The sequence below is a fragment of the Natrinema longum genome, assembly GCF_017352095.1.
Taxonomy (GTDB): Archaea; Halobacteriota; Halobacteria; order Halobacteriales; family Natrialbaceae; genus Natrinema; species Natrinema longum.
This window is the reverse complement of sequence record NZ_CP071463.1, coordinates 609414-633408: the sequence shown is the minus strand read 5'-3', so window position 1 is coordinate 633408 and position 23995 is coordinate 609414. Positions and strand designations below refer to the sequence as shown.

The 23995-nt window shown below is 64.4% G+C and carries 28 protein-coding genes; 12 read left to right on the top strand and 16 right to left on the bottom strand.

What is annotated here, in order from left to right:
• Positions 1 to 127 precede the first annotated feature (127 nt).
• The 3 genes from J0X27_RS03070 to J0X27_RS03060 all read left to right on the top strand — a co-directional run bounded on the left by J0X27_RS03070 (position 128) and on the right by J0X27_RS03060 (position 1479).
• Positions 128 to 271, top strand: coding sequence for a hypothetical protein (locus J0X27_RS03070; RefSeq protein WP_207270998.1), 144 nt, complete (start codon positions 128 to 130; stop codon positions 269 to 271).
• Between the two features lie 132 nt (positions 272 to 403).
• Positions 404 to 859, top strand: coding sequence for a YbhB/YbcL family Raf kinase inhibitor-like protein (locus tag J0X27_RS03065; protein ID WP_207270997.1), 456 nt, complete (start codon positions 404 to 406; stop codon positions 857 to 859).
• A 458-nt stretch (positions 860 to 1317) separates the two neighbouring features.
• Positions 1318 to 1479, top strand: coding sequence for a hypothetical protein (locus J0X27_RS03060; protein ID WP_207270996.1), 162 nt, complete (start codon positions 1318 to 1320; stop codon positions 1477 to 1479).
• A gap of 170 nt (positions 1480 to 1649) precedes the next feature.
• On the opposite strand, the gene nucS is transcribed toward J0X27_RS03060, so the two are convergent.
• Positions 1650 to 2393: an endonuclease NucS gene (gene nucS, locus J0X27_RS03055; RefSeq protein ID WP_207270995.1), complete on the bottom strand. Its 744-nt coding sequence runs from the start codon at positions 2391 to 2393 to the stop codon at positions 1650 to 1652.
• A 133-nt stretch (positions 2394 to 2526) separates the two neighbouring features.
• On the opposite strand from nucS, the gene J0X27_RS03050 reads away from it, so the two are divergent.
• Positions 2527 to 3099 (top strand): hypothetical protein, encoded by a 573-nt coding sequence (locus tag J0X27_RS03050; RefSeq protein ID WP_207270994.1) that lies wholly within the window; start codon positions 2527 to 2529, stop codon positions 3097 to 3099.
• A 38-nt stretch (positions 3100 to 3137) separates the two neighbouring features.
• On the opposite strand, the gene J0X27_RS03045 is transcribed toward J0X27_RS03050, so the two are convergent.
• Entirely contained in the window at positions 3138 to 3623 is a 486-nt protein-coding gene (locus J0X27_RS03045; protein ID WP_207270993.1) for a DUF7984 family protein, read from the bottom strand.
• Between the two features lie 360 nt (positions 3624 to 3983).
• Between J0X27_RS03045 and J0X27_RS03040 the strand changes: the two genes are divergently transcribed.
• The gene (locus J0X27_RS03040) at positions 3984 to 5918 is read left to right on the top strand and encodes a beta-CASP ribonuclease aCPSF1 (protein ID WP_207270992.1); all 1935 of its coding nucleotides are present in this window, start codon (positions 3984 to 3986) and stop codon (positions 5916 to 5918) included.
• A 168-nt stretch (positions 5919 to 6086) separates the two neighbouring features.
• On the opposite strand, the gene J0X27_RS03035 is transcribed toward J0X27_RS03040, so the two are convergent.
• The 8 genes from J0X27_RS03035 to J0X27_RS03005 all read right to left on the bottom strand — a co-directional run bounded on the left by J0X27_RS03035 (position 6087) and on the right by J0X27_RS03005 (position 13158).
• Complete coding sequence (locus J0X27_RS03035; protein ID WP_207270991.1) at positions 6087 to 7784, bottom strand: sensor histidine kinase; 1698 nt, start codon at positions 7782 to 7784, stop codon at positions 6087 to 6089.
• Positions 7785 to 8117: 333 nt separating this feature from the next.
• Positions 8118 to 8831: a 5,6-dimethylbenzimidazole synthase gene (bluB, locus tag J0X27_RS03030; protein ID WP_207270990.1), complete on the bottom strand. Its 714-nt coding sequence runs from the start codon at positions 8829 to 8831 to the stop codon at positions 8118 to 8120.
• Between the two features lie 88 nt (positions 8832 to 8919).
• Positions 8920 to 9738 carry an endonuclease III domain-containing protein gene (locus tag J0X27_RS03025; RefSeq protein WP_207270989.1) on the bottom strand — a complete coding sequence of 273 codons (819 nt, stop codon included), beginning with the start codon at positions 9736 to 9738 and terminating at the stop codon, positions 8920 to 8922.
• Between the two features lie 97 nt (positions 9739 to 9835).
• Complete coding sequence (locus J0X27_RS03020; protein ID WP_207270988.1) at positions 9836 to 10249, bottom strand: DUF371 domain-containing protein; 414 nt, start codon at positions 10247 to 10249, stop codon at positions 9836 to 9838.
• 156 nt (positions 10250 to 10405) lie between these two features.
• Entirely contained in the window at positions 10406 to 10774 is a 369-nt protein-coding gene (locus J0X27_RS03015; protein ID WP_207270987.1) for a hypothetical protein, read from the bottom strand.
• Between the two features lie 69 nt (positions 10775 to 10843).
• Entirely contained in the window at positions 10844 to 12187 is a 1344-nt protein-coding gene (locus J0X27_RS03010; protein ID WP_207270986.1) for an alkaline phosphatase family protein, read from the bottom strand.
• Between the two features lie 174 nt (positions 12188 to 12361).
• Positions 12362 to 12490, bottom strand: coding sequence for a hypothetical protein (locus J0X27_RS18060; protein ID WP_277410076.1), 129 nt, complete (start codon positions 12488 to 12490; stop codon positions 12362 to 12364).
• 137 nt (positions 12491 to 12627) lie between these two features.
• Positions 12628 to 13158 (bottom strand): inorganic diphosphatase, encoded by a 531-nt coding sequence (locus J0X27_RS03005; RefSeq protein WP_207270985.1) that lies wholly within the window; start codon positions 13156 to 13158, stop codon positions 12628 to 12630.
• 205 nt (positions 13159 to 13363) lie between these two features.
• Between J0X27_RS03005 and J0X27_RS03000 the strand changes: the two genes are divergently transcribed.
• Positions 13364 to 13723: a PadR family transcriptional regulator gene (locus J0X27_RS03000; protein ID WP_097378703.1), complete on the top strand. Its 360-nt coding sequence runs from the start codon at positions 13364 to 13366 to the stop codon at positions 13721 to 13723.
• Here J0X27_RS03000 and J0X27_RS02995 read toward each other — a convergent pair.
• Together J0X27_RS02995 and rnhA are read right to left on the bottom strand one after the other, a co-directional pair.
• Positions 13720 to 14337 carry a DUF7108 family protein gene (locus J0X27_RS02995; RefSeq protein ID WP_207270984.1) on the bottom strand — a complete coding sequence of 206 codons (618 nt, stop codon included), beginning with the start codon at positions 14335 to 14337 and terminating at the stop codon, positions 13720 to 13722. The two genes, J0X27_RS03000 and J0X27_RS02995, sit on opposite strands and share 4 nt — an antisense overlap.
• A gap of 67 nt (positions 14338 to 14404) precedes the next feature.
• On the bottom strand, positions 14405 to 14998 hold the full coding sequence (gene rnhA / locus J0X27_RS02990; RefSeq protein ID WP_207270983.1) for a ribonuclease HI: 594 nt from the start codon (positions 14996 to 14998) through the stop codon (positions 14405 to 14407).
• 162 nt (positions 14999 to 15160) lie between these two features.
• Between rnhA and J0X27_RS02985 the strand changes: the two genes are divergently transcribed.
• Complete coding sequence (locus J0X27_RS02985; RefSeq protein WP_006184711.1) at positions 15161 to 16123, top strand: transcription initiation factor IIB; 963 nt, start codon at positions 15161 to 15163, stop codon at positions 16121 to 16123.
• 122 nt (positions 16124 to 16245) lie between these two features.
• Here J0X27_RS02985 and gfcR read toward each other — a convergent pair whose 3' ends face one another.
• Together gfcR and J0X27_RS02975 are read right to left on the bottom strand one after the other, a co-directional pair.
• Positions 16246 to 16899, bottom strand: coding sequence for a transcriptional regulator GfcR (gene gfcR / locus J0X27_RS02980; RefSeq protein ID WP_097378706.1), 654 nt, complete (start codon positions 16897 to 16899; stop codon positions 16246 to 16248).
• Positions 16896 to 18020, bottom strand: a complete 1125-nt coding sequence (locus tag J0X27_RS02975) for a glucose 1-dehydrogenase (RefSeq protein WP_207270982.1) — start codon at positions 18018 to 18020, stop codon at positions 16896 to 16898. Before J0X27_RS02975 ends, gfcR begins: the two co-directional genes overlap by 4 nt.
• A 128-nt stretch (positions 18021 to 18148) precedes the next feature.
• On the opposite strand from J0X27_RS02975, the gene J0X27_RS02970 reads away from it, so the two are divergent.
• From J0X27_RS02970 to J0X27_RS02960, 3 genes are all read left to right on the top strand, one after another.
• The gene (locus tag J0X27_RS02970) at positions 18149 to 19447 is read left to right on the top strand and encodes an HAD family hydrolase (protein WP_207270981.1); all 1299 of its coding nucleotides are present in this window, start codon (positions 18149 to 18151) and stop codon (positions 19445 to 19447) included.
• Between the two features lie 311 nt (positions 19448 to 19758).
• Positions 19759 to 20439 carry a helix-turn-helix domain-containing protein gene (locus tag J0X27_RS02965; protein WP_207270980.1) on the top strand — a complete coding sequence of 227 codons (681 nt, stop codon included), beginning with the start codon at positions 19759 to 19761 and terminating at the stop codon, positions 20437 to 20439.
• A gap of 142 nt (positions 20440 to 20581) precedes the next feature.
• Positions 20582 to 21517, top strand: coding sequence for a dihydrodipicolinate synthase family protein (locus tag J0X27_RS02960; RefSeq protein ID WP_207270979.1), 936 nt, complete (start codon positions 20582 to 20584; stop codon positions 21515 to 21517).
• An 82-nt stretch (positions 21518 to 21599) separates the two neighbouring features.
• Here the strand turns inward: J0X27_RS02960 and J0X27_RS02955 are convergent, their stop codons facing one another.
• A complete protein-coding gene (locus tag J0X27_RS02955) occupies positions 21600 to 22196 on the bottom strand; it encodes a hypothetical protein (RefSeq protein ID WP_224214676.1) in 597 nt (198 codons plus the stop codon).
• Positions 22197 to 22200: 4 nt separating this feature from the next.
• Here J0X27_RS02955 and J0X27_RS02950 point away from each other — a divergent pair, with 4 nt between their 5' ends.
• Positions 22201 to 22740 carry an HAD family hydrolase gene (locus tag J0X27_RS02950; protein WP_207270978.1) on the top strand — a complete coding sequence of 180 codons (540 nt, stop codon included), beginning with the start codon at positions 22201 to 22203 and terminating at the stop codon, positions 22738 to 22740.
• 27 nt (positions 22741 to 22767) lie between these two features.
• Here the strand turns inward: J0X27_RS02950 and J0X27_RS02945 are convergent, their stop codons facing one another.
• Entirely contained in the window at positions 22768 to 23001 is a 234-nt protein-coding gene (locus tag J0X27_RS02945) for a DUF5822 domain-containing protein (RefSeq protein WP_207270977.1), read from the bottom strand.
• Positions 23002 to 23119: 118 nt separating this feature from the next.
• On the opposite strand from J0X27_RS02945, the gene panB reads away from it, so the two are divergent.
• Positions 23120 to 23932 carry a 3-methyl-2-oxobutanoate hydroxymethyltransferase gene (gene panB / locus J0X27_RS02940; RefSeq protein ID WP_207270976.1) on the top strand — a complete coding sequence of 271 codons (813 nt, stop codon included), beginning with the start codon at positions 23120 to 23122 and terminating at the stop codon, positions 23930 to 23932.
• Positions 23933 to 23995 lie beyond the last annotated feature (63 nt).

The following is a 23995-nucleotide window of genomic DNA, read 5'->3' as shown; positions in this document are numbered from 1 at the left end:
CCGACGGACTACGAGTTCGCCATAGTCAACGATCAATCACACGAGTGAAGGGTCCCCGCGTTCTGGGAGTCGGTCAGGTTGCAGGGACCGGCACAACGCACAACCGCCTCGGCGAGAAGCTAGTGGTATGACATACCGAACGACGATCGGGTGGTCCCTCATCACGTCGGGTATCGTCACGCTGTTGCTCGCCTTCCTGCCGGGCGATTCGCTGTGGTGGGGCATCGGGCTGTTGGTCCTCGGGATCGCTATATTCGTCGGTCGTCGGTAACCACTCGCCCGCCGTCTCGTCGATGGTGAGCGACACGTCAACCAGTGACACCGCCGTTCGTGGCACCGCGTGTAAGTTTCTTCTCTCTCGGCGGTGAGGGCTCGAAACGGGCGCACACGGAGCGTGAACAACATGGGAGACCTCACACTCGAGAGTCAGGCCTTCGACGACGGCCAACGGATCCCCGAGGAGTATGGCTACACGGAGACGAACGTCAACCCGCCCCTCGAGATCCGCGGCGTCCCCGACGACGCGGCGACCCTCGCGTTGATCGTGGACGATCCGGACGCGATAGAGCCCGCCGGCAACGTGTGGGACCACTGGATCGTCTGGAACGTTCCGCCGGAGACCGGGACGATTCCGGAGGACTGGGACGCCGCGGACGCAATCGAGGGAACGAACGATTACGGCGACCGCGGCTACGGCGGCCCGAACCCGCCGGACCGGGAGCACACGTACCGGTTCAGACTCTTCGCCCTCGAGATGTCGATCGACCTCGGACCCGATGCGGCCGCCGCCGATCTCGAGTCGGCGATCGAGGGGCACGTGCTCGAGCAGGCGCGGCTCGAGGGCACGTATCCTGCCTGACTGATGGGGCCTCGGAGAGCAATTCTGGCTCCCGTCCCGTGCGCCCCATCGAATCGCTTCGTACAGTAGACCGATCGACCGCTGGCGGCTGATTCAGTTATGGGTCGGTCGGACAGGTGGTTTTTCTCCGCGGCCTCCGGATATCGACGGACCGGATGACTCATCGACGAGGTCGAGCAATCGTGGTTGAACTGGAGGGGACGGTTGCATGAGCTACGTGTTGTGGGCGCTGCTGGCGATGGTCTGTTACTCGTTCGCGTTCCTGTTTATGAAAACAGCAGTCCAAGACTTGCCGACGTTCACCGTCATGCCGATCGCGGTCGGCACGCTGGCCGTGAGAGCGACGACTGTGGCGGCCCTGTTCGGCGAGTGGTCAGTTCCGTCGGTGACGAGTCGACCCGTCAGGTTCGCATTCGCAGCAGGACTCTGTCTCGCCGGTGCTGTCGTCGGCTATTTCCGTGCGCTTCGACTGGTCCCGTCAGCACCGTCTTCCGATCTTCGGGATGTTTCTCGTCGGTGGTGCACTCCTCGGCATCGTCGTCTTGGGAGAGCCGGTCACGGCGAAGAAGGCGCTGGGAATCGCGTTCGGCGCTGTCGCGGTCGTCCTCATTGCGACGTGATGACCCGCGTCTCCGTACTCGTGGCCTGAGCGAGTCCTGAGAGAACGGCACGATACGCACGTATCCGTGCCGGGCCCGTCATCGGAACGGAATTCGAAATCACGGCCGTGAGTGGAATCTCCGCTACCGTTCGAGTGGTCGATGGGGTCATCCGACCGTCCGCGACGCGATCACTCGTCGGGGGGTTCGAGCGAGACGAACTCGAGGCCGTGTTCGGTCAGCAATCGACTCGCGCGGTCGGTCACCGACGGCGCGACCAGGATGCCCCGAACGGCGGCGTCGGCGTGGAGGTCGCGCTCGAGGGCGTCGACGTAGCGTCGGAGCTGGCCCACCGCGTCGGGACCGACCCGTCGGCGCTTCAGTTCGACGACGACCGCTCGACCGGCCGCGTCCTCGCCGTAGATGTCGACCGCACCCGCGGGCGTGTCGCGCTCGGTCGCCAGCGGGGTGAACTCGGCCTCGAGCAGGGCGGGGTCCTCGAGGATCCGCTGTCGGAGGTCCTCTTCGGTCCCGACGAGGGCGAGGTCGTTCTCGTCCGACCCCGAGAACGCCGACACCTGCAGGATGTCCCGGAACCGGACACACAGTCGCTCGTCCGGCGTCGACCGCACGCTCTCGAGGACGAGCGCGCCGTCCGCACAGAAAACCTCGTGTTCACACCCCGGCGGCTGCCAGTTGACCGGCTGTTGGCCCTCGTCCGTGTGAACGAGCGCCGCCCCGTCGGGTTTGAGCATGACGTGGCGATCGCCCGCCTCGAGCCGGCTCGAGGCTCGACCGTCGTAATCGACCGTACAACGCCCGTAGACGGTCACGATCGCGTCGCGGTCGATCCCGTCCGCGATCACGTCGCGTGCCGCCGACGGCGTCGGTCCCTGGAGGGTTTCCGTTCGCTGGTCGTGCCCTGAATCCGTCACTGGAACGAGGTAGTGCCGGGACGGATAAAAGGTGCCCGCTGTCGGGTGAATCCCGCGTCGATTCCGCGGTCGCTGTCCGCGCCGGGCGGAACGCAGAAGGTATATTTTCGTCCGGCCCTGCTCGAGAGACACAATGTCGAATCTTCCGACCCGTCGTGGATTCCTCGCACTCGCCGGCACCACCACAGCCGCGTCGCTGGCCGGCTGTTCGCAACTCGATTCCCTGTCGCAATCGGACGGCGGTTCGAACGACGCGGTCACCCTGGCCGTCACGCCGGCCCAAGCGGAGCTAGCGGAGCTCGAATCCGAGGTCCGCTCCGAGATCGAGAACGGGACCCTCAGCGAACGGGCGGCAGCACAGGAGTTCCGCGACGGCCGGGCCGAGTTGACGGCGGAAGCCACGACGGCCGTCGAAGAGTCCGCCGGAAGCGATCTCACGATCGAGGAGTCAGCGCCGGAGTACGGACTGCTCCGTGCGACGGGGACCGACGCGGCGATCATGGAGACGCTCCGAAGCGGCGACGTCAGCGGTATCTACCCCGGCGAGCAGTACGACCTCATCATCCAGCAACGGCAACAGGAGGAGCAACGACGGGCGATGCTCGAAGAACAACAGCAAGCCCAGGACGCGGAAAACGCGACCGACGACTCCGGAACCGAAAACGCGACCGACGACTCCGGGACGGAAAACGCGACCGACGGGTAGCGGCGTACTGGCTGGCGGTCTGATACGTTCCACCAGTCCTACCGCTCGATCGAGAACGGACTCTCCCGTTCGGTCCAGTTCCACCCGGGGAGTCGCTCCTGAAAGCCGGCGGCGAGGGCCGCCTCGCAGTCGTCGATGCCGGCGTTTTCTTCGGCGTCGCCGTGGACGTGAACGTCGGCGTAGTGGAAGGTCGCCTCCCCGAGGGTCCGAAGGGGCTGGCTGCCGGCGATCGTCCCGGCCAGTTCTCGGCCGAGGATCTCGTCGACGACGAACCCCGGATAGTCCCCCTCGACGTCGAGATCCCTGAGGATCGCGACCATGGCGGCGACGTTGACTGCGAGATCGCCGTCCGCGAAGACGGCGTCGACCGCGTCGACGTACTGGTCGTCGGTGACGGCATCGACGTCGGTTCCGAAGATCTCGCCGAGATCGTCGCGGACGTCGTTGATCAGGGGGACGATCGTCTCGGCACGATTGACGACCCAATCCCGCTCCTCACGGACTCGAGCAGCTGTCAGATGCATTTGCGACCGACGACTACGGTCTCCACGGCCCTGGTTTTTGCGAAGGCTTTTATACCACGCAAAGAATAGCCCCGAGTAAGCGGGTTCTCCCTGGAATTGTCCCGCACGGACCAGGATAACCGATCCGGAAGCGTGTTCGTCAGGCACGGCGTAGGATACGATGAATCGGGAGACGAGATGGAGTGTACGCTACGTTGTCCGACCTGGACGACGGCGCTCGCTATCGGTTTCGACGCGGCAGACACCGTTTGGAAGCCGCCGACGAATCGCGAGCCGGTTCCGATTCCCACTCGTCCCTGCTCGGCCTGACGTCGGACGCGGTTCCGGACGGTGAGTTCACGCAAGCCACATTCGGCGATTATGAGCACTGTAGAGCAGCAACTCGACGATCTCAAAGCACAGATCACGAGCGAGTTACCGAGCGATATCTCGGTCTCCTCGGTGAAGTACGAAGGCCCCGAACTGGTGGTCTATACGCGCGACCCGAAGAAGTTCGCCCAGCAGGGCGACCTCATTCGGCAACTCGCGAGCAAACTTCGCAAGCGGATCACCGTCCGGCCCGACCCCAGCGTTCTCTCGCGACCCGAACAGGCCCGCGAGGAGATCATGGACGTTATTCCGGACGATGCAGGCGTCACCGACCTCGACTTCCACGCCGACACCGGCGAAGTCGTCATCGAGGCCGAAAAGCCCGGCATGGTCATCGGCCGGCACGGATCGACGCTCCGAGACATCACCAAAAACGTCGGCTGGACGCCCGAAGTCGTCCGTACGCCGCCGATCGAGTCCTCGACCGTCTCGAACGTCCGGAGCTTCCTCAAACAGGAACGCGACGAGCGCCGAGACATCTTGGAGAAGGTCGGCCGACAGATCCACCGCGAGGAGATGTCCGACGACGAGTACGTCCGCATCACCACGCTGGGCTGCTGTCGCGAGGTCGGCCGCGCGTCCTTTATCCTCTCGACGCCCGAGACGCGGATCCTCATCGACTGTGGTGACAAACCCGGCGCGGAGGGGGAAGTACCGTACCTTCACGCCCCCGAAGCGCTCGGCGCGGGACCACAGACCATCGACGCCGTCGTCCTGACCCACGCCCACCTCGACCACTCCGCGCTGATCCCGCTGTTGTTCAAATACGGCTACGACGGCCCGATCTACTGTACCGAACCCACGCGCGACATGATGGGGCTGTTGACCCTCGACTATCTCGACGTCGCGGCCAAGGAAGGTCGAGCCCCGCCCTACGAGAGCGAGCAGGTCCGCGAAGCGATCAAACACACCATTCCGCTCGAGTACGGCGACGTGACCGACATCGCGCCGGACATCAAACTCACCTTCCACAACGCCGGCCACATCCTCGGCTCGGCCGTCTCGCACTTCCACATCGGTGACGGCCTCTACAACGTCGCCTTTTCGGGCGACATCCACTACGAGGACACCCGCCTGTTCAACGGCGCGGTCAACGACTTCCCGCGGGTCGAGACGCTCGTCCTCGAGTCGACCTACGGCGGTCGCAACGACTACCAGACCGACCAGGAGGACTCCGAGGAGAAACTCAAGGAGGTCATCAACGAGACCTACGACAAGGGCGGCAAGGTCGTCATTCCGGCGTTCGCCGTCGGTCGATCCCAGGAGATCATGCTCGTCCTCGAGGAGGCGATGCGCAGCGGCGACATCCCCTCGATGCCGGTTCACCTGGACGGGATGATCTGGGAGGCGACGGCGATCCACACCACCTATCCAGAGTACCTCCGAGACGACCTTCGGGACCGCATCTTCCACGAGGACGAGAACCCCTTCCTCGCCGAGGAGTTCAACCACATCGACGCCGGCGAGGAGGAGCGACAGGACGTCGCCGACGGCGAACCCTGTATCATCCTCTCGACCTCGGGGATGGTCACCGGCGGCCCGATCATGTCCTGGCTCGGCCACATCGGTCCCGACCCGGACTCGACGCTCGTCTTCGTCGGCTACCAGGCTCAGGGTACCCTCGGGCGACGCATCCAGAACGGCTGGGACGAAATCCCCACCAGCGAAGTCGGTGCCATGGGGAGCGGCGACGGCCGCGGCACCCTCTCGCTGAACATGGACGTCGAAACGGTCGACGGGTTCTCCGGCCACGCCGACCGCGCCGGCCTCGAGAACTTCGTCAAGACGATGAACCCACGCCCCGAGAAGGTACTCTGTGTCCACGGCGACGAGCGCTCCACGCAGGACCTCTCCTCGGCGCTCTACCACGACTACGATATGCGAACCTTCGCGCCGAAGAACCTGGAAACGTTCCGCTTCCTCTGAAAGCCCTCGGCGTGCTCGAAACCGCCGACGGCGTTTTCGGCATCGAGGAATCTTCGATTCATCCACGACGCCCTGGCGGGCACGCCTCGCCCGTTCAACGTCCGCCAGGACAACCAGCGGCGCGGCGCGCGGTCGACCTGCCCGCCCCCGTGACTCGAGCGGGGCAGGTCATTCCTGGAGCGGTGCTGGACGCTCCCGTGTCGCCTCGGCTTTCGGGAGTTCGACGACGAACGCCGCACCACCTTCTTCGGCAGTTTCGACCCACACGTCGCCGCCGTAGCCCTCGACGAGGGTGTCGACCAGGTAGAGGCCGATACCGGTGCCCTCGCTCTCGAGGCCTTTCTGACCGCGCCCGAAGATCTCGTCCCGTTGCCCCTCGGGCACACCAGGGCCGTTGTCCGCGACGCGGATACTGACTGTTCCGTCTCGGTCCTCGATCGAAAGCACCACGCGCGGGGCGTCCGCGGTATTGTGTAGCACGGCGTTGTTGAGGAGGTTCGTGAACACGGAGGACAGCATCTCGTTGGCCTGAACCGTCACGTCAGTCGACGGCTCACCGTCGACACGAAACGCCGCGTCGGGGTAGCTGGTTCGCGCCTTCTCGAGTTGGTTCCAGACGACCGGCATCAGGTGAACGGGCTTGAGGTCCAGGTCGCCGTCGGTAGTCAGCGTTTCCACGAGGTCGCCGATGACCTGCGTGAGGTCGATGACGTGGTCGCTGCTCTCGAGCATCAACTCGAGGTGTTCCTGGCCGTCGGGGTCGACGTGGTCGGAGAGGAGTTCACCACGCCCCGTGATAACGTTCATCTCGTTTCGGATGTCGTGGCGGACGATCCGATTGAGGACGGTCAGTTCCTGTTCTCGGTTTTTCAGTTGCGTCACGTCCCGGAGGACGATCAACCGACCCGACTGTCTCCCTCGCGAGTCCGTTAGTGGCGACAGTTGGATGGCGAAGTGTCGGGCCTCACCGTCGATTTCGAGCGTGCATTCGTTCTGGGCGTCGGCGGTGTCGGTGAACTCGGGAAACCGGGACGAGGGGAACGTCTCCGCGAGGGAGTCCCCGACCGCCATCTCGCTGCCGACGAGTCGTTTCGCCGAGGGGTTCGCGTCGACGATCCGATCCGCCGCGTTGACGACGAAGACGGCGTCTTGCATGTTGTCGATCACCTTCGTCCGCGCGACGGGGACGATATCGAGGAGCTGTAATCGGTCCACTGCGACGTAGAAGCCGACGACCTTGACCGTACTCGTCAGGGCGAGCGTATCGACGGGGACGAACCCGAGCCACCAGACGAGTAGTCCGACCGTGACGAACAGTATCGTCGCGATGAGGACTCCCGCTTGCTTTTCGAACCCCGGAAGCGAGCGGAGCAACCGGAACAGAAGGTAGACTGCGAGACCCAGATACGCCATCATCGTCACGGCGTAGATCCAGTACAGCGGCTCGAACGTGGGGACGAGAAGTCCGGTCGCCGGATCGATCGACGCGGTGTACAACCATTCGTGACGATCGTTCGTCCACGCCACAAACTGGGTCAGGACCGGGACGGCCGTGAGTGCCGCCCCGTTTCGATACGTGATGTACTCCTCGTTGTTGGTGTACTCGACCGCCATGAGCAGATAGCCGATTCCCATGAACGATCCCGCGACGAACCGCCAGTTCCACCAGAAGAGTTTCGTCGACTCCGCCGTCGCGAACAACTGAAGCGACACCGTCACGGAGAGGACGATCACGCCAGCGATGTCCAGCAGGAACCCCTTCGCTCCCCGCCGATCGCGGTGTCGCCAGATCGTGCTCAACAGCACGGTACAGACGACCGCCGCGGCGATGTACGGGAGCGCTATCGGGGTAAATTCGTACGTCATATCCGGATAGAGCCGCCGTGTTGACCGGATGCGCCCCCTCGAGGGAGTGGGTTCCGACACGTGCTTCTATCGACCGTCCGGCGTCGCTGACCGCCTCTACGCGGACAAACTCGCGGTGTACCGGCCGATGAAAGAGACATAAAATACGGTATTTCTCCTATGGCATGAATTGTCAGTGGTCGAATCTCATTAACGTTGTGGCGGAAATGGGGCTGCACCGAGTGCTCGTGGCAGTCGAACTCGACCGTCAGTGACGACAGCGACGGTGTCTCGGCGACCACCCTCGTCCAGGTGTCCACCGCCAGAAGGCGACGACCGTGGCTGCGATTCGGATCAGGAGCTCGGCCCGTGACCGCGACCGTCGTCACCGTCACGCTCGCGGGCAGCGTCGGTCGTCCGATCCGGATTCCACCGTCCCTCGTGGACGAGCGTCTCGACATCGAGTCGGTCGCGCCAGCCCTCCCGTTGGAGGACGGGTTCGTCGGGGAATCCGTCCGCCGGATACCCCAGACAGAGATACGCCACGGGTTTGATATGTGGTGGTATTCCCAGAACCTCCCGGAGCTCGTGTGGGTAGAGAACGCTTACCCAGCCGACGCCCACCCCCTCCACTCGAGCGGCCAGCCAGAGGTTCTGGACGGCGAGACACGTCGAATAGACGTCAGTTCGTCGCATCGAACTCCGACCAAGGACGTGTGGCGCGCCTCGCGTCGGATCACAGGTCACACAGATGTTGACCGGCGAGTCGCGGATTCCCTCGAGTTTCAGCTCCGCAAACTCGCTTCGGCGTGGTTCCTCGTACCCCTCTCGTGCGGCCGCGATGGCACGCTCCGCGATGTCGGCGATGTCGGCTTTCGTTTCCTCGTCCTCGACGACCACGAGATCCCACGGCTGGGAGAAGCCGACGCTCGGCGCGTGATGTGCGGCCTCGATGACGCGCTCGAGGAGGGCGTCCGGAATCGGCTCGTCGCGGAACCGCCGGATGTCGCGTCGATCGAAGATCGTCTTGTACACTGCAGCCCGTTCCGCATCGCCAAACCCAACCATAACTTCACGAATGCAAGCTCGGTTGTATAACGGCGCTGACTGACCGTCGAATCACCGGCTCGAGCGGGGCGTCTCGGGAGTGGTCCCGTCACTCTACCTCGGGAGCCTCGGCCGGGTCGACGACCTCGCCCGTTGCGGGGAAGACACCGACCTGATCGCAGACGTCGGCCATCGGGCAGGCGTCGGGGTCCTCGAGACAGGCGGGCGTGCGAGCCGTACAGTACTCGCGGCCGAACTGGATCGTCGCCGTGTGGCCGAAGCCACACTTCGCCGCGGGGACGTCGCGCTCGAGGACGGCGCGAACGGCCTCGTGAGCCGCGTCCGGGCTCGCGATTCCCATGCGGCGGTAGATCCGGTGGACGTGCGTATCGACGGGGAAGACGCCGCCGCGACCGCCGGCGAAAAGCAGGACGCAGTCGGCGGTCTTCGGACCGACGCCTCTGACCTCGAGGAGCGTCTCGCGGACGACCGACGGCTCCTCGTCTCTGACGAAGGCGTCGAACGCGGCGGCCGAGCCGAACTCCTCGAGAACCCACGCCGCGGTGTCGATGATGGTCTCGGACTTCTGGTTGTACAGACCCGCGCCGCTGATCGTCTCGGCGAGCGTCGACTGCTCGGCGCTCGCGAGCGATTCCGCGAGGTCGACACCGTCGCCGTCGTAGCGATCTAGCAGCGCGTCGTGAGCCGGCTGGCTCGCCTTGTCGCTGGTGTTCTGACTCAGGATCGTTCGCACGAGGCAGGTGAAGGCATCGCGGCCGCCGTACTCCTTCTGCCAGAACAACTCGCCCAGTCGATCGACGACCTCCTCCGCGCGGGTTGCTGCGGTCGCGGGATCGAACTCGGCCGCCGCCCCACCGCCCGCCGTCCCGCCACTGATATTGACTGCAGGCTCCGGATCGTCGCTCATGCCCGTCCGTTAGGACTGCGGGATCAAAACCGCGACGGACTATCGGCCGACGCCCACTGCGACTCGAGGACCTCTCGAGCCGATGCCCCGGAACCGCCTACTCGACGGTAATCGTCACCGTCGCCTCGGCTCCGTCCGCCAGCGCCGCGACGAGGTCCTGATCGAACCCCTCCGCTGCGAACGCCGCCCCCACCACGACGGTCCGCTCGTCGACGTACTCGCTCGTGCGCCCGACCGCGCTGCGCTCGCTGGTGAACTCGAGGTCGGGATCGCCCCGTCCCGTCACGGACTCCGTGTACCCGTCGGCTTCGATGGTGACCGTGATCGTCGCGGCGGCGTCCCGACACGCAGCGACGAACTCGGGGTCGAAATCAGCCGGCGCACGGTCGGCCTCGATCGCGAGAATACAGTCGCCCGCGGGGGTGAGGTAGTCGTCGGTCGTCACCTCGAACGTGCTCGCGTGCTCGGCGCTGACGTGCTCGTGGCCGCGAGCGTGGATGATCTCTTCCATGGCCGTCGGTTCGGTGCCGAGCGGAAAACGCCCTCGAATCCGGCTCGGCTACTCGTGTGCTTCCAACTCGCGATCCACGGATTGATCGGTCAGGTAGGGATCGGTCCCGCGGTGACTCTCGTCGGAGAGCCCACGGTGCCAGCGGGAACGCCCAACTCACGAACCGGACCGATAGCCGGCCCGAAACTCCCGCACGCCGGCCCCGAGCAGGTTCCCGACCACGACGTACACCAGGAGTACGATGAACCCTGTTCCCCAGTCCGCGTGCAGCGAGCCGCGGACGAGACCGACGAGGACCGCGATCGCGGCACCGGCGACTGCGAGGGTTGCCAGTCCGAGTTGGAGCGAAGACCCGCTCGTTCTGTAGAGCAGATACTGCGGGAGCCCGATCCCGATGGCCAGATAGAGACCAATACCGGCCGGGGTAACGCCCAGAACCGCGGTGCTTTCGGTGATGGCGCTTACGAGTCCGGCCAGCAGAACCGCCACGCCTAGACAGCCGACGACCACGAGCGACCGTTTCACACTCGGATTTTTGTTTAAAAAGTTAAACGTGTTGTGGTGGCCGTGGAATCGACCGCGACGTCTCGAGGTCTAGACCAGACTCGCGCCGTCGAAGTCGCTGCGACTGTACTCGACGTCCATCAGATCGAGGATCGTCGGCGTGATGTCGAACAGGTCGGCGTTGTCGATCGTCGCGTCGGGGTGGTCGATGTACAGCGACGTGTCGTCGAAGCTGTGCATCCCGTTTCGTGGGCCGGTGTCGAAGATTTCGGCGTCGCCTTTGAAACCGGATTTGAGGTCGAAGCCGTTGTTCGGGATCGCGACCAGATCCGGTGCGATGTCGTCGTGATCGCCACGGAAGGCCTCCTCCTTCTCGACGACGCGCTCGACGACCGGGTTCCCGTCGGGCCCCTCGAGCGCCTCGAGGTCGGCTTTGAGTTCGTCCCGGACCGCGTCGTACTCGGCTTCGGGGACGGAGCCGCGGGGCTCCCGTCCCTCGAGGTTGATGTAGAAGCGACCGGGGATGAACGAGTAGGCCGTCGTATCGTCGGCAATGTCGTTCAGTTCTTCGGGGTCGTCGGTCCGGAAGGAGAGCCACCCCTCCTCTCGGAGCCACTCGTTGAAGTGAACCTCGTAATCGAGGCTGGTAAAGCCGTGATCGGAGGCGACGATCAGCGTGACGTCCTCGGGCAGCGAGTCCCGGAGCCGGCCGATGTAGTCGTCGATCTTCTTGTAGAACTCGATGAAGTCGTCCCTGTATTCGCCGTCGCGCTCGTAATCCTTGAACAGGAAGTGGTTGACCCGGTCGGTCGTCATGAAGACGCCGAAGAACAGGTCCCAGTCGTCCTCCTCGATGTAATGCTGGAAGGCCTCGTACTGGGCGTCGACCGTCGCGTGGGCGTCTTCGATGAACTCGGCTTTGTCCTCCTGGTGGCCGAGTTTCGGGTTGACGTCGATCCGGTAGTCGAGCGTCTCGAGGTAGTCACGAACGTCGTCGGGGTAGGCCGCCTTCTCGAGGCTGGGCGAGAGAAAGCCCGAGACCATTCGCTGGACGTTGCGCTGGGGCGGGAAGGTGACGGGGACGTTCATTACCGTCGCCTTGCGACCGTTCTCCTGGACGCGGTCCCAGACGCGGTCGGCCTGGACCTCCCGGCCCATCGGGACGTAGGTGTCGTAGGTGCCGACTTCTCGGTCTTGAAAGCCGTAGACACCGGTTTCGCCGGGGTTCATCCCGGTCGTCAGCGACGGCCAGCAGGCGCTGGATTCCGGCGGGACGATGCTGGAAATCTCCTCGGCGGTCCCGTCGTCGGCGATCGCAGCGAAGTTCGGAAACAGTTCCTCGTTCTCCGAGAGGAGACTATACGGCACGCCGTCGACCCCGATGAACGCGACCCGGGGATCGCCGTCGCCCCGTAATCGGTCGAACAGACCCATGGACGGACGTAGTTCGACCGCATACAAGAAGGTTCGTTTCGAGACAGTCTTTTGTGAATGGCTGACACTCGAGAGCCGGTTCGACGGTCACCGCCGGTGACGACCTCGAGTGGGTGCCACCGAATCGCCGCGATCGGGCGGAGGGCGAGAGCTGGTCCGAACGGCCGTGAGTGGCTACGCGTCGTGCTCGCTCGCGGCTTCGGGATCGAAGTTGGTCGGAACGACCGTGAGGTGGGCCATGCCGGCGGCGGACTCGGTCGAATCGTCGGCGGACGACGTTCCTGGGGAGTTCGATGCTGCCATACGGTGAGAGATAGGGCAGGATCGGCCATAAAATTACCCATGCTCATAACGTATGTGGTCGACGGGTGTGGATAACTCTCGGGTATCCGCTCGTCCGCTCGAAAACGGAGCGGACCACACCGCGGCGACGACGTGGATTAGAAGTTCTCGTCGTAGAGGTCCTGGGCGTGCTCGATCGCGTCGTAGGCGGCCTGCTTGTCCTCCCAGCCCTGCGTCTCGACTTCCTTGCCCTCCTCTAAGTTCTTGTAGGTCGCGAAGAACTCGTCGATCTCGTCGAGTTGCTGCTGTGGAATGTCGTCGAGGTCCTCGATGTGATCGTAGCGTGGGTCCTCGCTTGGCACGGCGATGACCTTGTCGTCTTGCTCGCCGTCGTCGTCCATCTTCATCAGCGCGACGGGACGGGCTTCGATGACGCAGCCGGGGAACGTCCCATCCTCGACGAGGACGAGCACGTCGAAGGGGTCCTCGTCGTCGTAGTACGACTGCGGGATGAACCCGTAGTCGCTGGGATAGTGGACGTTGCTGTGAAGCACGCGGTCCAAGACGACGCCGGGGACGTCCTTGTCGTACTCGTACTTGTTGCGCTCGCCCTTGAGACATTCTACGACGGCGTAGATCTCTTCTGGCGGATTCGGTCCGGTCTCGAGGTCTTCCCAGAGGTTGACCATGTATCTGAGAGTCCGCGGTCGATCAAAAAGTACTTTCGTAATCGAGTGTCTGTATCTACGTGACGGTTGCCAGATACCAAACAGACACGAATCGGGCACGTACACCAGTGTCCGGCGGTGTAGCGGTCGGTTCGGGCATGTCCGACCGACTGATACGAAGGATTAGTTGAGAAGTCTTAAATAGTCTGGTGACATTTACCCACGTATGTCAGAGGCACAATCAATTACCGGCGAACAGAGCATTGCCCGCGAACTTACAGCGTTCCAGAACAACATCCTCGTCATCCTCGCCAAGGAGCCGATGTACGGTCTGGCGATCAAACGCGAACTCGAGGACTACTACGGGACGGAGGTCAACCACGGTCGACTCTACCCCAACCTCGACGAACTCGTCGATCTGGGGCTGGTCGAGAAGAGCGAACTCGACAAGCGAACGAACCAGTACTCCCTGACCGACGACGGCTACGACGCCGTCCTCGACGGGCTTCAGTGGAGTCTCTCGAAAGTCGTTACCGGCGACGACCGCGCCGACGAGATTACCGAAATCGTCGAGAACAGCTACTAACGCTCGACTTCCGGGAACGGCTCTCCAGCCGTCTCGAAGACGAGTTCGATCGACTCCGCGAGCAGTTCTCGTTGTTTTGCCGACGGCCAGGCGTTCCTCACGACGTACTCGTCCCGAAACTCCGTGAGTTCCTCGCTCGTCAACGACTCGATCGGTTTCGCGTAGTGATTGCCCGCGAAATCGGCGAGCATCGCAGCGTTGTCCCCGTGAACGTCCCCGTGAGCATCCCTGACCGCCGCGACGAGTTCCCGATTCCGTTCGTCGACCGCTTCCCAATCGTCCGGGTCGTCCGTTCCCTCGAGTGGAATCTCGATGCCGCGATCGATGTTCTCGATTCGGTCGGTCCGGATGACGCCGTCCTCGTGCCACTCCGCGGGGTGGCAGACGAGGACGTCGTCGCCGTCGTCGTCGCGGATACGGAACGTAAAGTCGTGCTTGTCGAGTAGTTCGTCGCGGCGGTCTTCGTAGGCCTCGATCTCGTTGTCGTCGACCGCAGCGCGTTTCAGGCGGGTCAGCCGTTCGACTTCGTCGACGACTCCTCGAGGGAGCTGTCCGTCGTCGGTCGCTGCGGCGTCACCGTCCCCATCGGCGTCTATCGCGTTCCCATCGGTCATAGGAGAGCGTACGCACTCGAACGGTTTTGCCCTTGCCGATCCGGGCTCGGCGGTCGGTCCTCGTCGTCTACGCGTGATCGAGTGCCTCGTTCACGAGGCCGTCCGCGCGGTCGTTGACCTCTCGAGGGACGTACTCGAGGGTCCACTCTTCGAACTCGCGAAGCAGTTCGTGGCCGGTCACGCGCTTCTCGCGGAGTTCGGGGTTGTTGGTGTCGTACTCGCCGCGAACCTGCTTGACGATGAGTTCGGAGTCGCCCCGGACGTGAACCTCGTCGTAGCCGTAGTCGCGCGCGGCCTCGAGGCCCGTGATCAGCGCCTCGTACTCGGCCTGATTGTTCGTCGCCGTCCCGATCGTTTCGCCGCCTTCGGCGACGATTCCGTCGCCGGTGACGATCACCCAACCGATCGCGGCCGGGCCGGGGTTCCCCCGCGAGCCACCGTCGAAGTAGACGTGGGCTCGGCCGCCACCCTCTCGGAGCAGTGCCTCGAGGTCGCGGGGATCCGAGCCCTGAATCACGACCTTGTCGTCGTAGGCCACAGCGGTCGCACCGCCGCGGCTCGCTCGCCAGCGTTCGTGGGCAGTGTTTCCAGAATCGACGGCGACATCCGCCTCCTCGAGTCGTTCACGGGCGGCCTCGACGTCGCATTCGATGACCGGCATTCGTCTCCGTGATCGGCCAGAGCCGGATAAATGCTTTCCGGTTCCGAATCGTAAACTTCGCCTTTCAACCCCTGTAACGGTTGTTTTTCGGGGGTATAACTCAGTAGCGCGAACCACTCGCCCAAAGTTTATATAGGATAGTGATACTACTATAAAAGTGCGATGACACGGTCCACCCGCCAGCGGGAGCGAACGCGCGAGACGGACGAGACCGAGGATCAGGAGGGGGTACGTGCCTGCCCCGAGTGTGAATCGGATAATCTCGTTAAGGACTCCGACCGGGGTGAGCTCATCTGTGAAGACTGTGGGCTCGTCGTGGAGGAAGAACAGATCGATCCTGGCCCGGAGTGGCGGGCGTTCAACCACCAGGAACGACAGGAGAAGTCCCGCGTCGGCGCGCCGACGACTCAGACGATGCACGACAAGGGACTGACGACGACCATCGACTGGAAGGACAAGGACGCCTACGGACGCTCTATTTCCTCGAAAAAGCGCAGTCAGATGCACCGGCTGCGCAAGTGGCAGGAACGCATCCGCACCAAAGACGCCGGCGAGCGGAATCTGCAGTTCGCGCTCAGCGAGATCGATCGAATGGCCTCCGCACTGGGGGTTCCACGCTCGGTCCGTGAGGTCGCGTCGGTCATCTACCGGCGCGCGCTCAAGGAAGACCTCATTCGTGGCCGATCGATCGAGGGCGTCGCAACGTCTGCGCTGTACGCCGCCTGTCGAAAGGAAGGGATTCCGCGAAGCCTCGAGGAAATCTCGGAAGTCTCCCGCGTCGAACGCAAAGAGATCGGTCGCACGTATCGATACATCTCGCAGGAACTCGGCCTCGAGATGCGTCCCGTCGACCCGAAAAAGTACGTCCCGCGCTTCTGTTCCGAACTCGAACTCTCCGAGGAAGTCCAGACCAAGGCCAACGAGATCATCGAGAAGACGGCCGAGGAAGGGCTGCTTTCGGGCAAGTCACCGACCGGCTACGCTGCGGCGGCGATCTATGCTGCCTCGCTGCTGTGCAACGAAAAGAAGACCCAACGCGAAGTCGCCGACGTCGCACAGGTGACCGAAGTGACGATTCGGAACCGGTATCAGGAACAGATCGAAGCGATGGGCATTCACGGATAACGTCGCCGCGCCGTTTCGAACTCGCTTTTTTTATCGCGTCGTCGATCGATCAGCGGTGCTCTCCGATACAGAGAGCAACCGTCGGACGGGTGCCGTCGTCGCTCTATCGTGGCCGAGAGCCGTTATTCTTCTTTGCCGACGCTGATGACCTGCAACAGCGAGTAGACGGGGACGCCCTCGAGTTCCTCGAGGCCCTGTTTGTCCGCGAGGACGATACAGGCGAGTGGCGTGCCACCTTCGGCGCGGATCGCCTCGATCGTCTCCTCCATCGTGGTCCCGCTGGTGATGGTGTCGTCGACGATGTAACACTCGCGGTCCCGAATCCCGGCGAAGTTCCGCGAGAACGTCCCGCCGAGTTCCTCGATGTCGCCCTCCTCCCACTGGTGTTTCGCGGGGGTGTAGGTCCCGAGGTCCGTCTCGAGTTCGCGGGCGACGAGGGTGGCGATGGGACCGCCGGCCTTCTCGATGCCGATCGTCAGATCGACGTCCTCGCCGTGTTTGGCGAGCATGTCGGCCATCGCTTCCGCGATGGCACTCATTCGTTTGCTGTCTCGGCCGATCGCGGACCAGTCGACGTGGATGTCCTGTGGGCCGCTGCCGCCCGCATCCGGCTGCGGTGGTGCTTGATCGGTCGGTTGTGGCGTCGTGTTGCTGCGTTCGACGAGCCAGCTCGCCGTCTCCCGGGAGACGTTGAGCTCGTCAGCGATTTCGCCCTTCGAGAGGCCCCGAGTCGCGAGCTCGGCTGCGCTCTCGATCAGGTCGTCGACGTTTTTCATATGGGTTCGAATTCGAGCGCGGTTTTTATAGTCGTATCGTCATCCGTATCCGTCGTCGATCCGGAGCCAGCCGTCGGGACGGGTGCCGTCACCGCAGGGAACGCACGATCGAGGGCTTCGAGACCGTAGACGCCGGTCACGAGCTCCTCGAGGACCCACTCCGGAAGCGCCGCGAGGGTATCGATGGCGCGTTCGAACTGCCTGCGATTGGAGTTGACGCTGCCGACGAGGGCCTTGTTGTGCAAGACCAGTTCGCGGTGGAGTCGGCCGCCGCTGATCTCGAACGACCAGTCGTCGGGGACGCCAAGCAGCGCGGCGACGCCGTTCGGGGCGAGTGCCTCGATGGATTCGAAGGCGTGTTTCGCGTAGCCGGTGGCCTCGTAAACGACGTCCATCGGCTCGTAGACGGCCGGAATCTCGGGGACCGACGTCTCGCGGGAATCGATATACGTCGCGCCCAGCCGTTCGACGATGTCGATGGACGGATCCGGGCGGTCCCGCCGCCCGAGACAGTAGACACGATCGTACCCCAGCGTTTCGGTGAACATCGCGACGGTCAACAGGCCAAGCGAGCCGTTGCCCAGCACGAGCGCGGATTCGGGCCGCCAGTCGAACGCGGAGCGAGTCGCCCGGGCGTGCTCGAGCGCCTTTTCGGTGATACTGATCGGCTCGACGAGAAATCCCCATCGGGCCAACTCCTCGGGAATCGGAACGAGACAGTCGGCCGGACTCGTGATGTACTCGGCCATGAACCCGTGTGCCCCGACGATCCCTCGCTCGACGTACTCGCCATCGGGTGCCATGTCCGGTTGCCCCCGCTCGAAATACTCGTTGGTCTCGACTCCCGCGGGGGGTCGGCGAACCGTCGGGACGACGTATTGGCCCGCCTCGAGCGTCGTCCCGTTCGGGTCGTCGACGATCCCGACGGCTTCGTGACCGAGAATCAACTGCTCATCCCCGTCGGGGACGCCACCGTGGCTTCCCTCGATGACCTCGTAATCGGTGCCGTCGACGCCCACGCGGCAGATTCGAACGAGCGCTTCGCCGGACGACGGCTCGGGAACCGGCCGCTCGACGACTTCGGGGACGCCCGCCCCGGGCACGACTGCGATGGCTTTCATACTCCTCGGTAGGGACTGCGAGGATAAATATTTATTTCTAATCGAGTAAATACCTCGTCAGCCGACCGAGCGGCTCCGACGCGTCGCTACTGGAAACGATTATCCGGCTGCCGATGCCTGTAGCCCACATGGAACGATACGATCTCGTCTATCAGCTCTACGACGAGTACGACACGAAGACGTTACAGGAGTTTCAGGAGTTCGTCGACGTCTTTCCGGCCGTCGATTCGCGGGTCGCCCTCGAGCACTGGCAGGGCGCGACCGAGGAACTCGAGGATCGCAAGGACGAGATCCGATCGTCGTTTGCGGCCGGCGAAACGTTCGCGGAGATCGCCGCCCGAGCGACCCGCGATCAGGCCTTTACCGCGCTCGACCTCGAGGCGAAGTACGGTCGCGCGGTGAACGTCCTCGTCCTCGACGTCGACGAGACGCTGCGCTCCGCTGGCGGCACCGACAACGAAATTCCACGGGACACGCTGCACGTCTTGACGGAGTTTCACGAGGCCGGCGTCCCGATCGTCATCTGTACCGGCCAGACTTTGGAGAACGTCAAGGGGTTTGCCATCCAGGGACTGGGCAGCGAGATCGTCCACTCGGGAGAGCTCTCGATCGTCTACGAAGCGGGGACGGGCGTGTTCACGCCCGGCCACGGCGCGGCGACGAAGCAACTGCTCTACGACGACCTCGAGGAGGAGATCCGGACCGTCTTCGACGACGTCCGGTCGCGCGTGCTCCCCGAAGCCCCCGAGGACCTCCGACGCGGCTGTCACCTGCAGGGCAACGAGTTCAACGTCACGATGAAACCGAACTACGAGACCGGCACCACGGACGCTCGGGACATCATCGACGAGGCGCTGGTCTACCTCATCGACCTGCTGGCGGACGCCGTCGGCACTACACTCGAGGGGGACGACAGCGATTCGTCGACCGAGAGCGAGGCGGACAACGGGACCACGACGCTCGCCGGCGAGACGGTCGTCGACTGGACTCGTGCCTTCTACGCCGCACAGGACCCCGAGATCAGGGCCGTCCTCGAGGGCGAGGGGGCCTATCCCGACCTCGCCGTCGACGACGCCCCCGAGATCCTTACCGCGGTGCTCGATCGCATCGACGTCGCCTACTACGAGGCGGATGCGGCCGAGATCGGCAGCCTCGAGTTGAACAAGGTCGTCGGCGTCGAGCACGCGCTGGACGTCCTGGGCGTCGACGACCCGTTCGCGCTCGTCATGGGGGACTCGAAGAGCGATCTCCGCGTGATGGAGTGGGTCGCCGACAACGACGCCGGGATCGCGGCCGCTCCGGAACACGCGTCCCAGGACACCTTAGAGCACGTCCTCGAGACGGACGAACTCGTCTTCGATCGGGGGAAGAGCGTCGACGTCCTGCGAACGGTGTACGCCCTGAACCGACTGGCCCGTCTCGGGTGAGCGACTCGGAGCGCTCGCGGACCCGTCGCCACCGTTCTACGACGTGATTTCGACCGCCGGTAGCGGCGACGAACCCATTTAAACGGCCGGAAAAGGAAGGCCCGTTCATCAACCGTACTCGAGTCGTCCCTTCTATCAGCACGATCCGGGCGAACGTGGTCGTCAGCACCTGTCTCACGGCCGTTCGGAGATGGCCGTGGCGACAGGAGACCGGTCGGCCCGATACGTCTCGGACGGATCGGGTTCACACGCTACGAGACCGGTCCCGTTCCCCGATCGAACTCGAGCAACCACTTCGAGGTGAGTATCCAATGACGACGATCGCAGAACTCTCGCTTTCGACCGACGCGTTCGCGCTCGCAGAGACCCTTCAGCAACGACCGACGCTCGAGGTCCGCGTCGAAAGCGTCGTCGCGGAGGGGCCGGATCGGACGGTCCCGCTCGTCTGGTTCTCGAACGTCGATCGGAGCGAACTCGAGGCGGCGCTCGATGCCGACTCGACCGTCGACGAGTACCGGCAGTTACTCGAGACGACCGAGGCCGGCCAACTGTTCTATCGGCTCCAGTACTCCGAGGCAGTCAGCTCGGTCTGTTCCTGTGTCTACAGACACGGGGGGACGGTTCTCGACGCCCAGATCTCGGACGGTCGATGGACGCTCCGGCTCCTCTTTCCCTATCGGGAGGGGCTCTCGGATGCCGTCGCTGCCATCGAGGACCACGGCGTCCGGATCGACGTCAAGCGCATGGTCGAGGCCGGCCAGGGGGAGGACCTCGAGACGACGGCGGCCCTGACCGAGCCCCAGCAGGAGGCCATCGCCGAAGCCTATCGCCAGGGCTACTACGACGTCCCGCGAGAGATCTCCCTCGAGGAGCTGGCGAACGAACTCGATATCTCCCATCAGGCGCTCTCCGAGCGGCTCCGCCGGGCGAACCGCGTACTCGCCGGCGAACAGTTAGAGGAGCCCGCAAGCGAGATGGCAACCACCGACTGAGACGAACTCCTGTCACTCGGTGATAGCGCAACCGCACGCCGGTTCGCGGTTGCGCCGTCGGGTTCGCGGGTGCGACGGGACATCGGGACACCAGACCGTCTGACGGGCGACGTTTTTTGTTCGTGCCCGGTGGACGGTTCCCATGGTCGATCAGGAGCCCGGCGCTGCCGATCCACTGTCGCTTCGTGGCGTCGTCCCGCCGACCGTCACCGCGTTTCACGACGACGAATCCGTCGATTACGATCGCACCGCCGACCACGCCCGATTCGTCGTCGACCGGGGTGTCCACGGCGTCTTCCCGCTCGGAACCAACGGCGAATTTCCGCTGTTGTCCGGCGACGAACGCGACCGGGTCGTCACGGCCGTCGTCGAGGAAGTCGGCGACGAGGTCCCGGTCATCGCCGGCGTCGGCGCGCCGAGTACCTACCAAACCGTCGCCCACGCCGAACACGCCGAGTCGGTCGGCGCGGACGGACTCGTCGTCGTCACGCCCTACTACTACCCGCTGGATCGTGAGGGAACCCTCGAGCACTACCGCCGCGTCGCCGACGCCGTCTCCCTCCCGGTCTACGTCTACCACATCCCGAGCAAGACCGGCAACGAACTGCCACTCGAGACCCTGGCCGAACTCGCCGAACGCGACGTCGTCGTGGGCGTCAAAGACTCGAGCAAGGACGTCCCCTGGCTCGCACAGGCGATCGACCGCAACCCCGAGTTGACCTTCCTCGCGGGCTCGGACTCGCTGATCTTTACCGGGCTCGAGATCGGCTGTTCGGGCGCGGTCAGCGCCGTCGCCAACGCGTTCCCGGAGCTCGTCGTCGAGTGCTACGAGGCCTTCACCGACGGCGACGAGGACCGCGCCCAGGAGCTCCAGAGCACGATCTTCGATGTCCGGGACGCGTTCAAAACCGGCGGCGCGTACATGTCCGGCGTCAAGACCGCACTCCGGATGCGGGAGTTCGACGTCGGCCCGCTGCGGAGTCCCCTCCGGCTCAAAGACGACGACTCCGCCGCCGAACTTCGGGAGGGCCTCGCGGACCTCGATGGCGTTCTCGACGGGCGCTTGGGGAGTCACTGACCGACGTTATCGTAGCCATTGACGGTCGCTGCACACCCGATCGCAAGCCGTCGTGCAATCGGTGTGTAAATCGTTTCAGTCGTTACGATGGACAGTCGGTCCCGGCGAACGGACGATCGCGCTCGTTCGCGCCGTCGACCGCGAGCGACCGCGTCGTGCCGACCAGCTCGGTCTGCCACTCCCGGTCGTAGGCCGGTTCCTCGACTGGCTCCCGCGGCGGGAAGACGGCCCCGTCCGCGAACTGGCCCGACCCGCGCTCGGCGAGGAGAGAGCCCGCGCGGTCGTCGTCTGCCCACCGACGACCGCCGTCGGTCCCGCCCTCCTCGGCCCGCGCCCAGCGGGCCTCGAGGACGTACTCGAGTACCGCGTCGGGGTCGTTCCAGACGCTGCCGAGCGTTCGCACCAGGTAATCGTCTCGAACGGCGAACCTGAAGCTCCCGAGTCTGTACAGATCGAACCCGCGTGCCCTCCCGTCGGCGGTCACGTCGCCGTTCGAATCGTCCTCGAGGTGGGCGTCGATCTCGTCGGGGTCGAACGATCCTGCGAGGTCGTGGATCTTGGGCTGGACCGTTTTCGGGCTGGACCGTTTCTTCGACAGCCGTGCCCGTGTCGGGTAACCGACCGATCGGCCCGTCGGTGTCGCGATCGAAGTTCCTATTCCGGTGTCGCTCGTATCCACAGTCGTGACCGAGTACGACGCAGTCGTCTACGATCTCGACGGGACCCTCGTCGATCTCGACGTCGACTGGAACGCCGTCGCCGTCGACGTCTCCGCCGTCTACGAGCGTGCGAACGTCGAACCGCCCGGCGACGGGCTCTGGGAGATGCTCGAGACCGCGTCCGACGTCGGACTGGCTGCCGAGGTCGAGTCAGCGATCGCCGCCCACGAACACAGGGGGGCACGGACCTCGACTCGGCTCACGCACGCCGACGAACTTCTCGAGCGATCGCTGCCGGCGGGCGTCTGCTCGCTGAACTGCGAGCGAGCCTGCCGGATCGCGCTCGAGGAACACGCGCTCGCGCCGGCAGTGGCTGCCGTCGTCGGGCGTGACACGGTCGGGACGTGGAAGCCCGATCCGGAGCCGTTGCTCGCGACGGTTCGTCGACTCGGCGTCGAGCCGGAGGGGGCCCTGTTCATCGGGGATTCCGCGCGGGATCGGCAGACGGCACAACGAGCGGGTGTCGACTTCGAGTTCGTTGGCGACGGTCCCTCGGGCGTTTGAAACTCGTCGGCGCGGTATTCGCGTCGGTCACGTCCGTTTTCGTTTCGCGTAGGCGAACACGACCAGGGATGTGACTAACCAGACAGGAGCGGCGACTCGGATCGCGAACTCGGCGCGGTCGGCCCAGGTCGGCAGGGTCGCGGTCGTCGACAGCACGGCGACCAGCGGTGCCCCGACGATGATGGTTGCGACGAACGTCGTCTGCATTACCCAGCCGTAGTCGACCCCGTCGGGCGAACTCGTCTCGACAGGTTCTGGCACGTCCGTGTATGGCCATCCGTTCGACTTAAGCGCGCCGAGTCGCCGCGAGGGGAACACGGGTGGATCGACGGCAGCCGAAGAACAACGACGTTTAATCGTCGGAGACTAACCTGTGGGTATGCCTAGCGTGCGGGATATCAGGGCGAAAGCGGGCGAGGAACCGATCACGATGCTGACGGCCTACGACGCACCCACGGCGTCGATCGTCGACGAGGCCGGCGTCGACATCATTCTCGTCGGGGACAGCCTCGGCAACACCAGCCTGGGGTACGAGACGACGCTTCCGGTGACCGTCGACGACATGGCCCGTCATACCGGTGCCGTCGCACGGGCGACCGACGATGCGCTCGTCGTCGCCGACATGCCGTTTCTCTCGATCGGCGTCGACGAGGCAGCGAGTATCGAGAACGCCGGCCGGATGCTCAAAGAGGAGGAGGCTCACGGCGTCAAACTCGAGTGTGGGCCCCACACCGTCGATCTGACCGAGAAGTTGGTCGAACTCGGGATTCCCGTGATGGGGCACCTCGGACTGACGCCCCAGCACGTCAACCAGTACGGCGGCTATCCCCGACAGGGGACGGACCAGGAGGCCGCCGAACGCATCCTCGAGCTGGCCGAGGCTCACGAGGCGGCCGGCGTGTTCTCGCTCGTCCTCGAGCACGTGCCGTCGAACCTGGCGGCCGACGTGACGGCGGCACTGGAGATTCCGACGATCGGGATCGGTGCCGGCCCGGACTGCGACGGACAGGTACTCGTGGTCGACGACGCGGTCGGGCTCAGCGAGTGGTCGCCGTCGTTCTCGAAACAGTTCGGGAACGTCCGAGCGGAGATGGAATCCGCGGTCGGCGAGTACGTCTCGGCGGTCGAATCCGGCGAGTTCCCCGCCGACGAACACAGCCACGAGGAGAGCGACCTCGAGGAGATTTACTGAGCCGAGGTCGGAGCGGCACACCGTCTCCGGCTTGGAAAGCCGGTTCGATCGGGCTGGTATCGC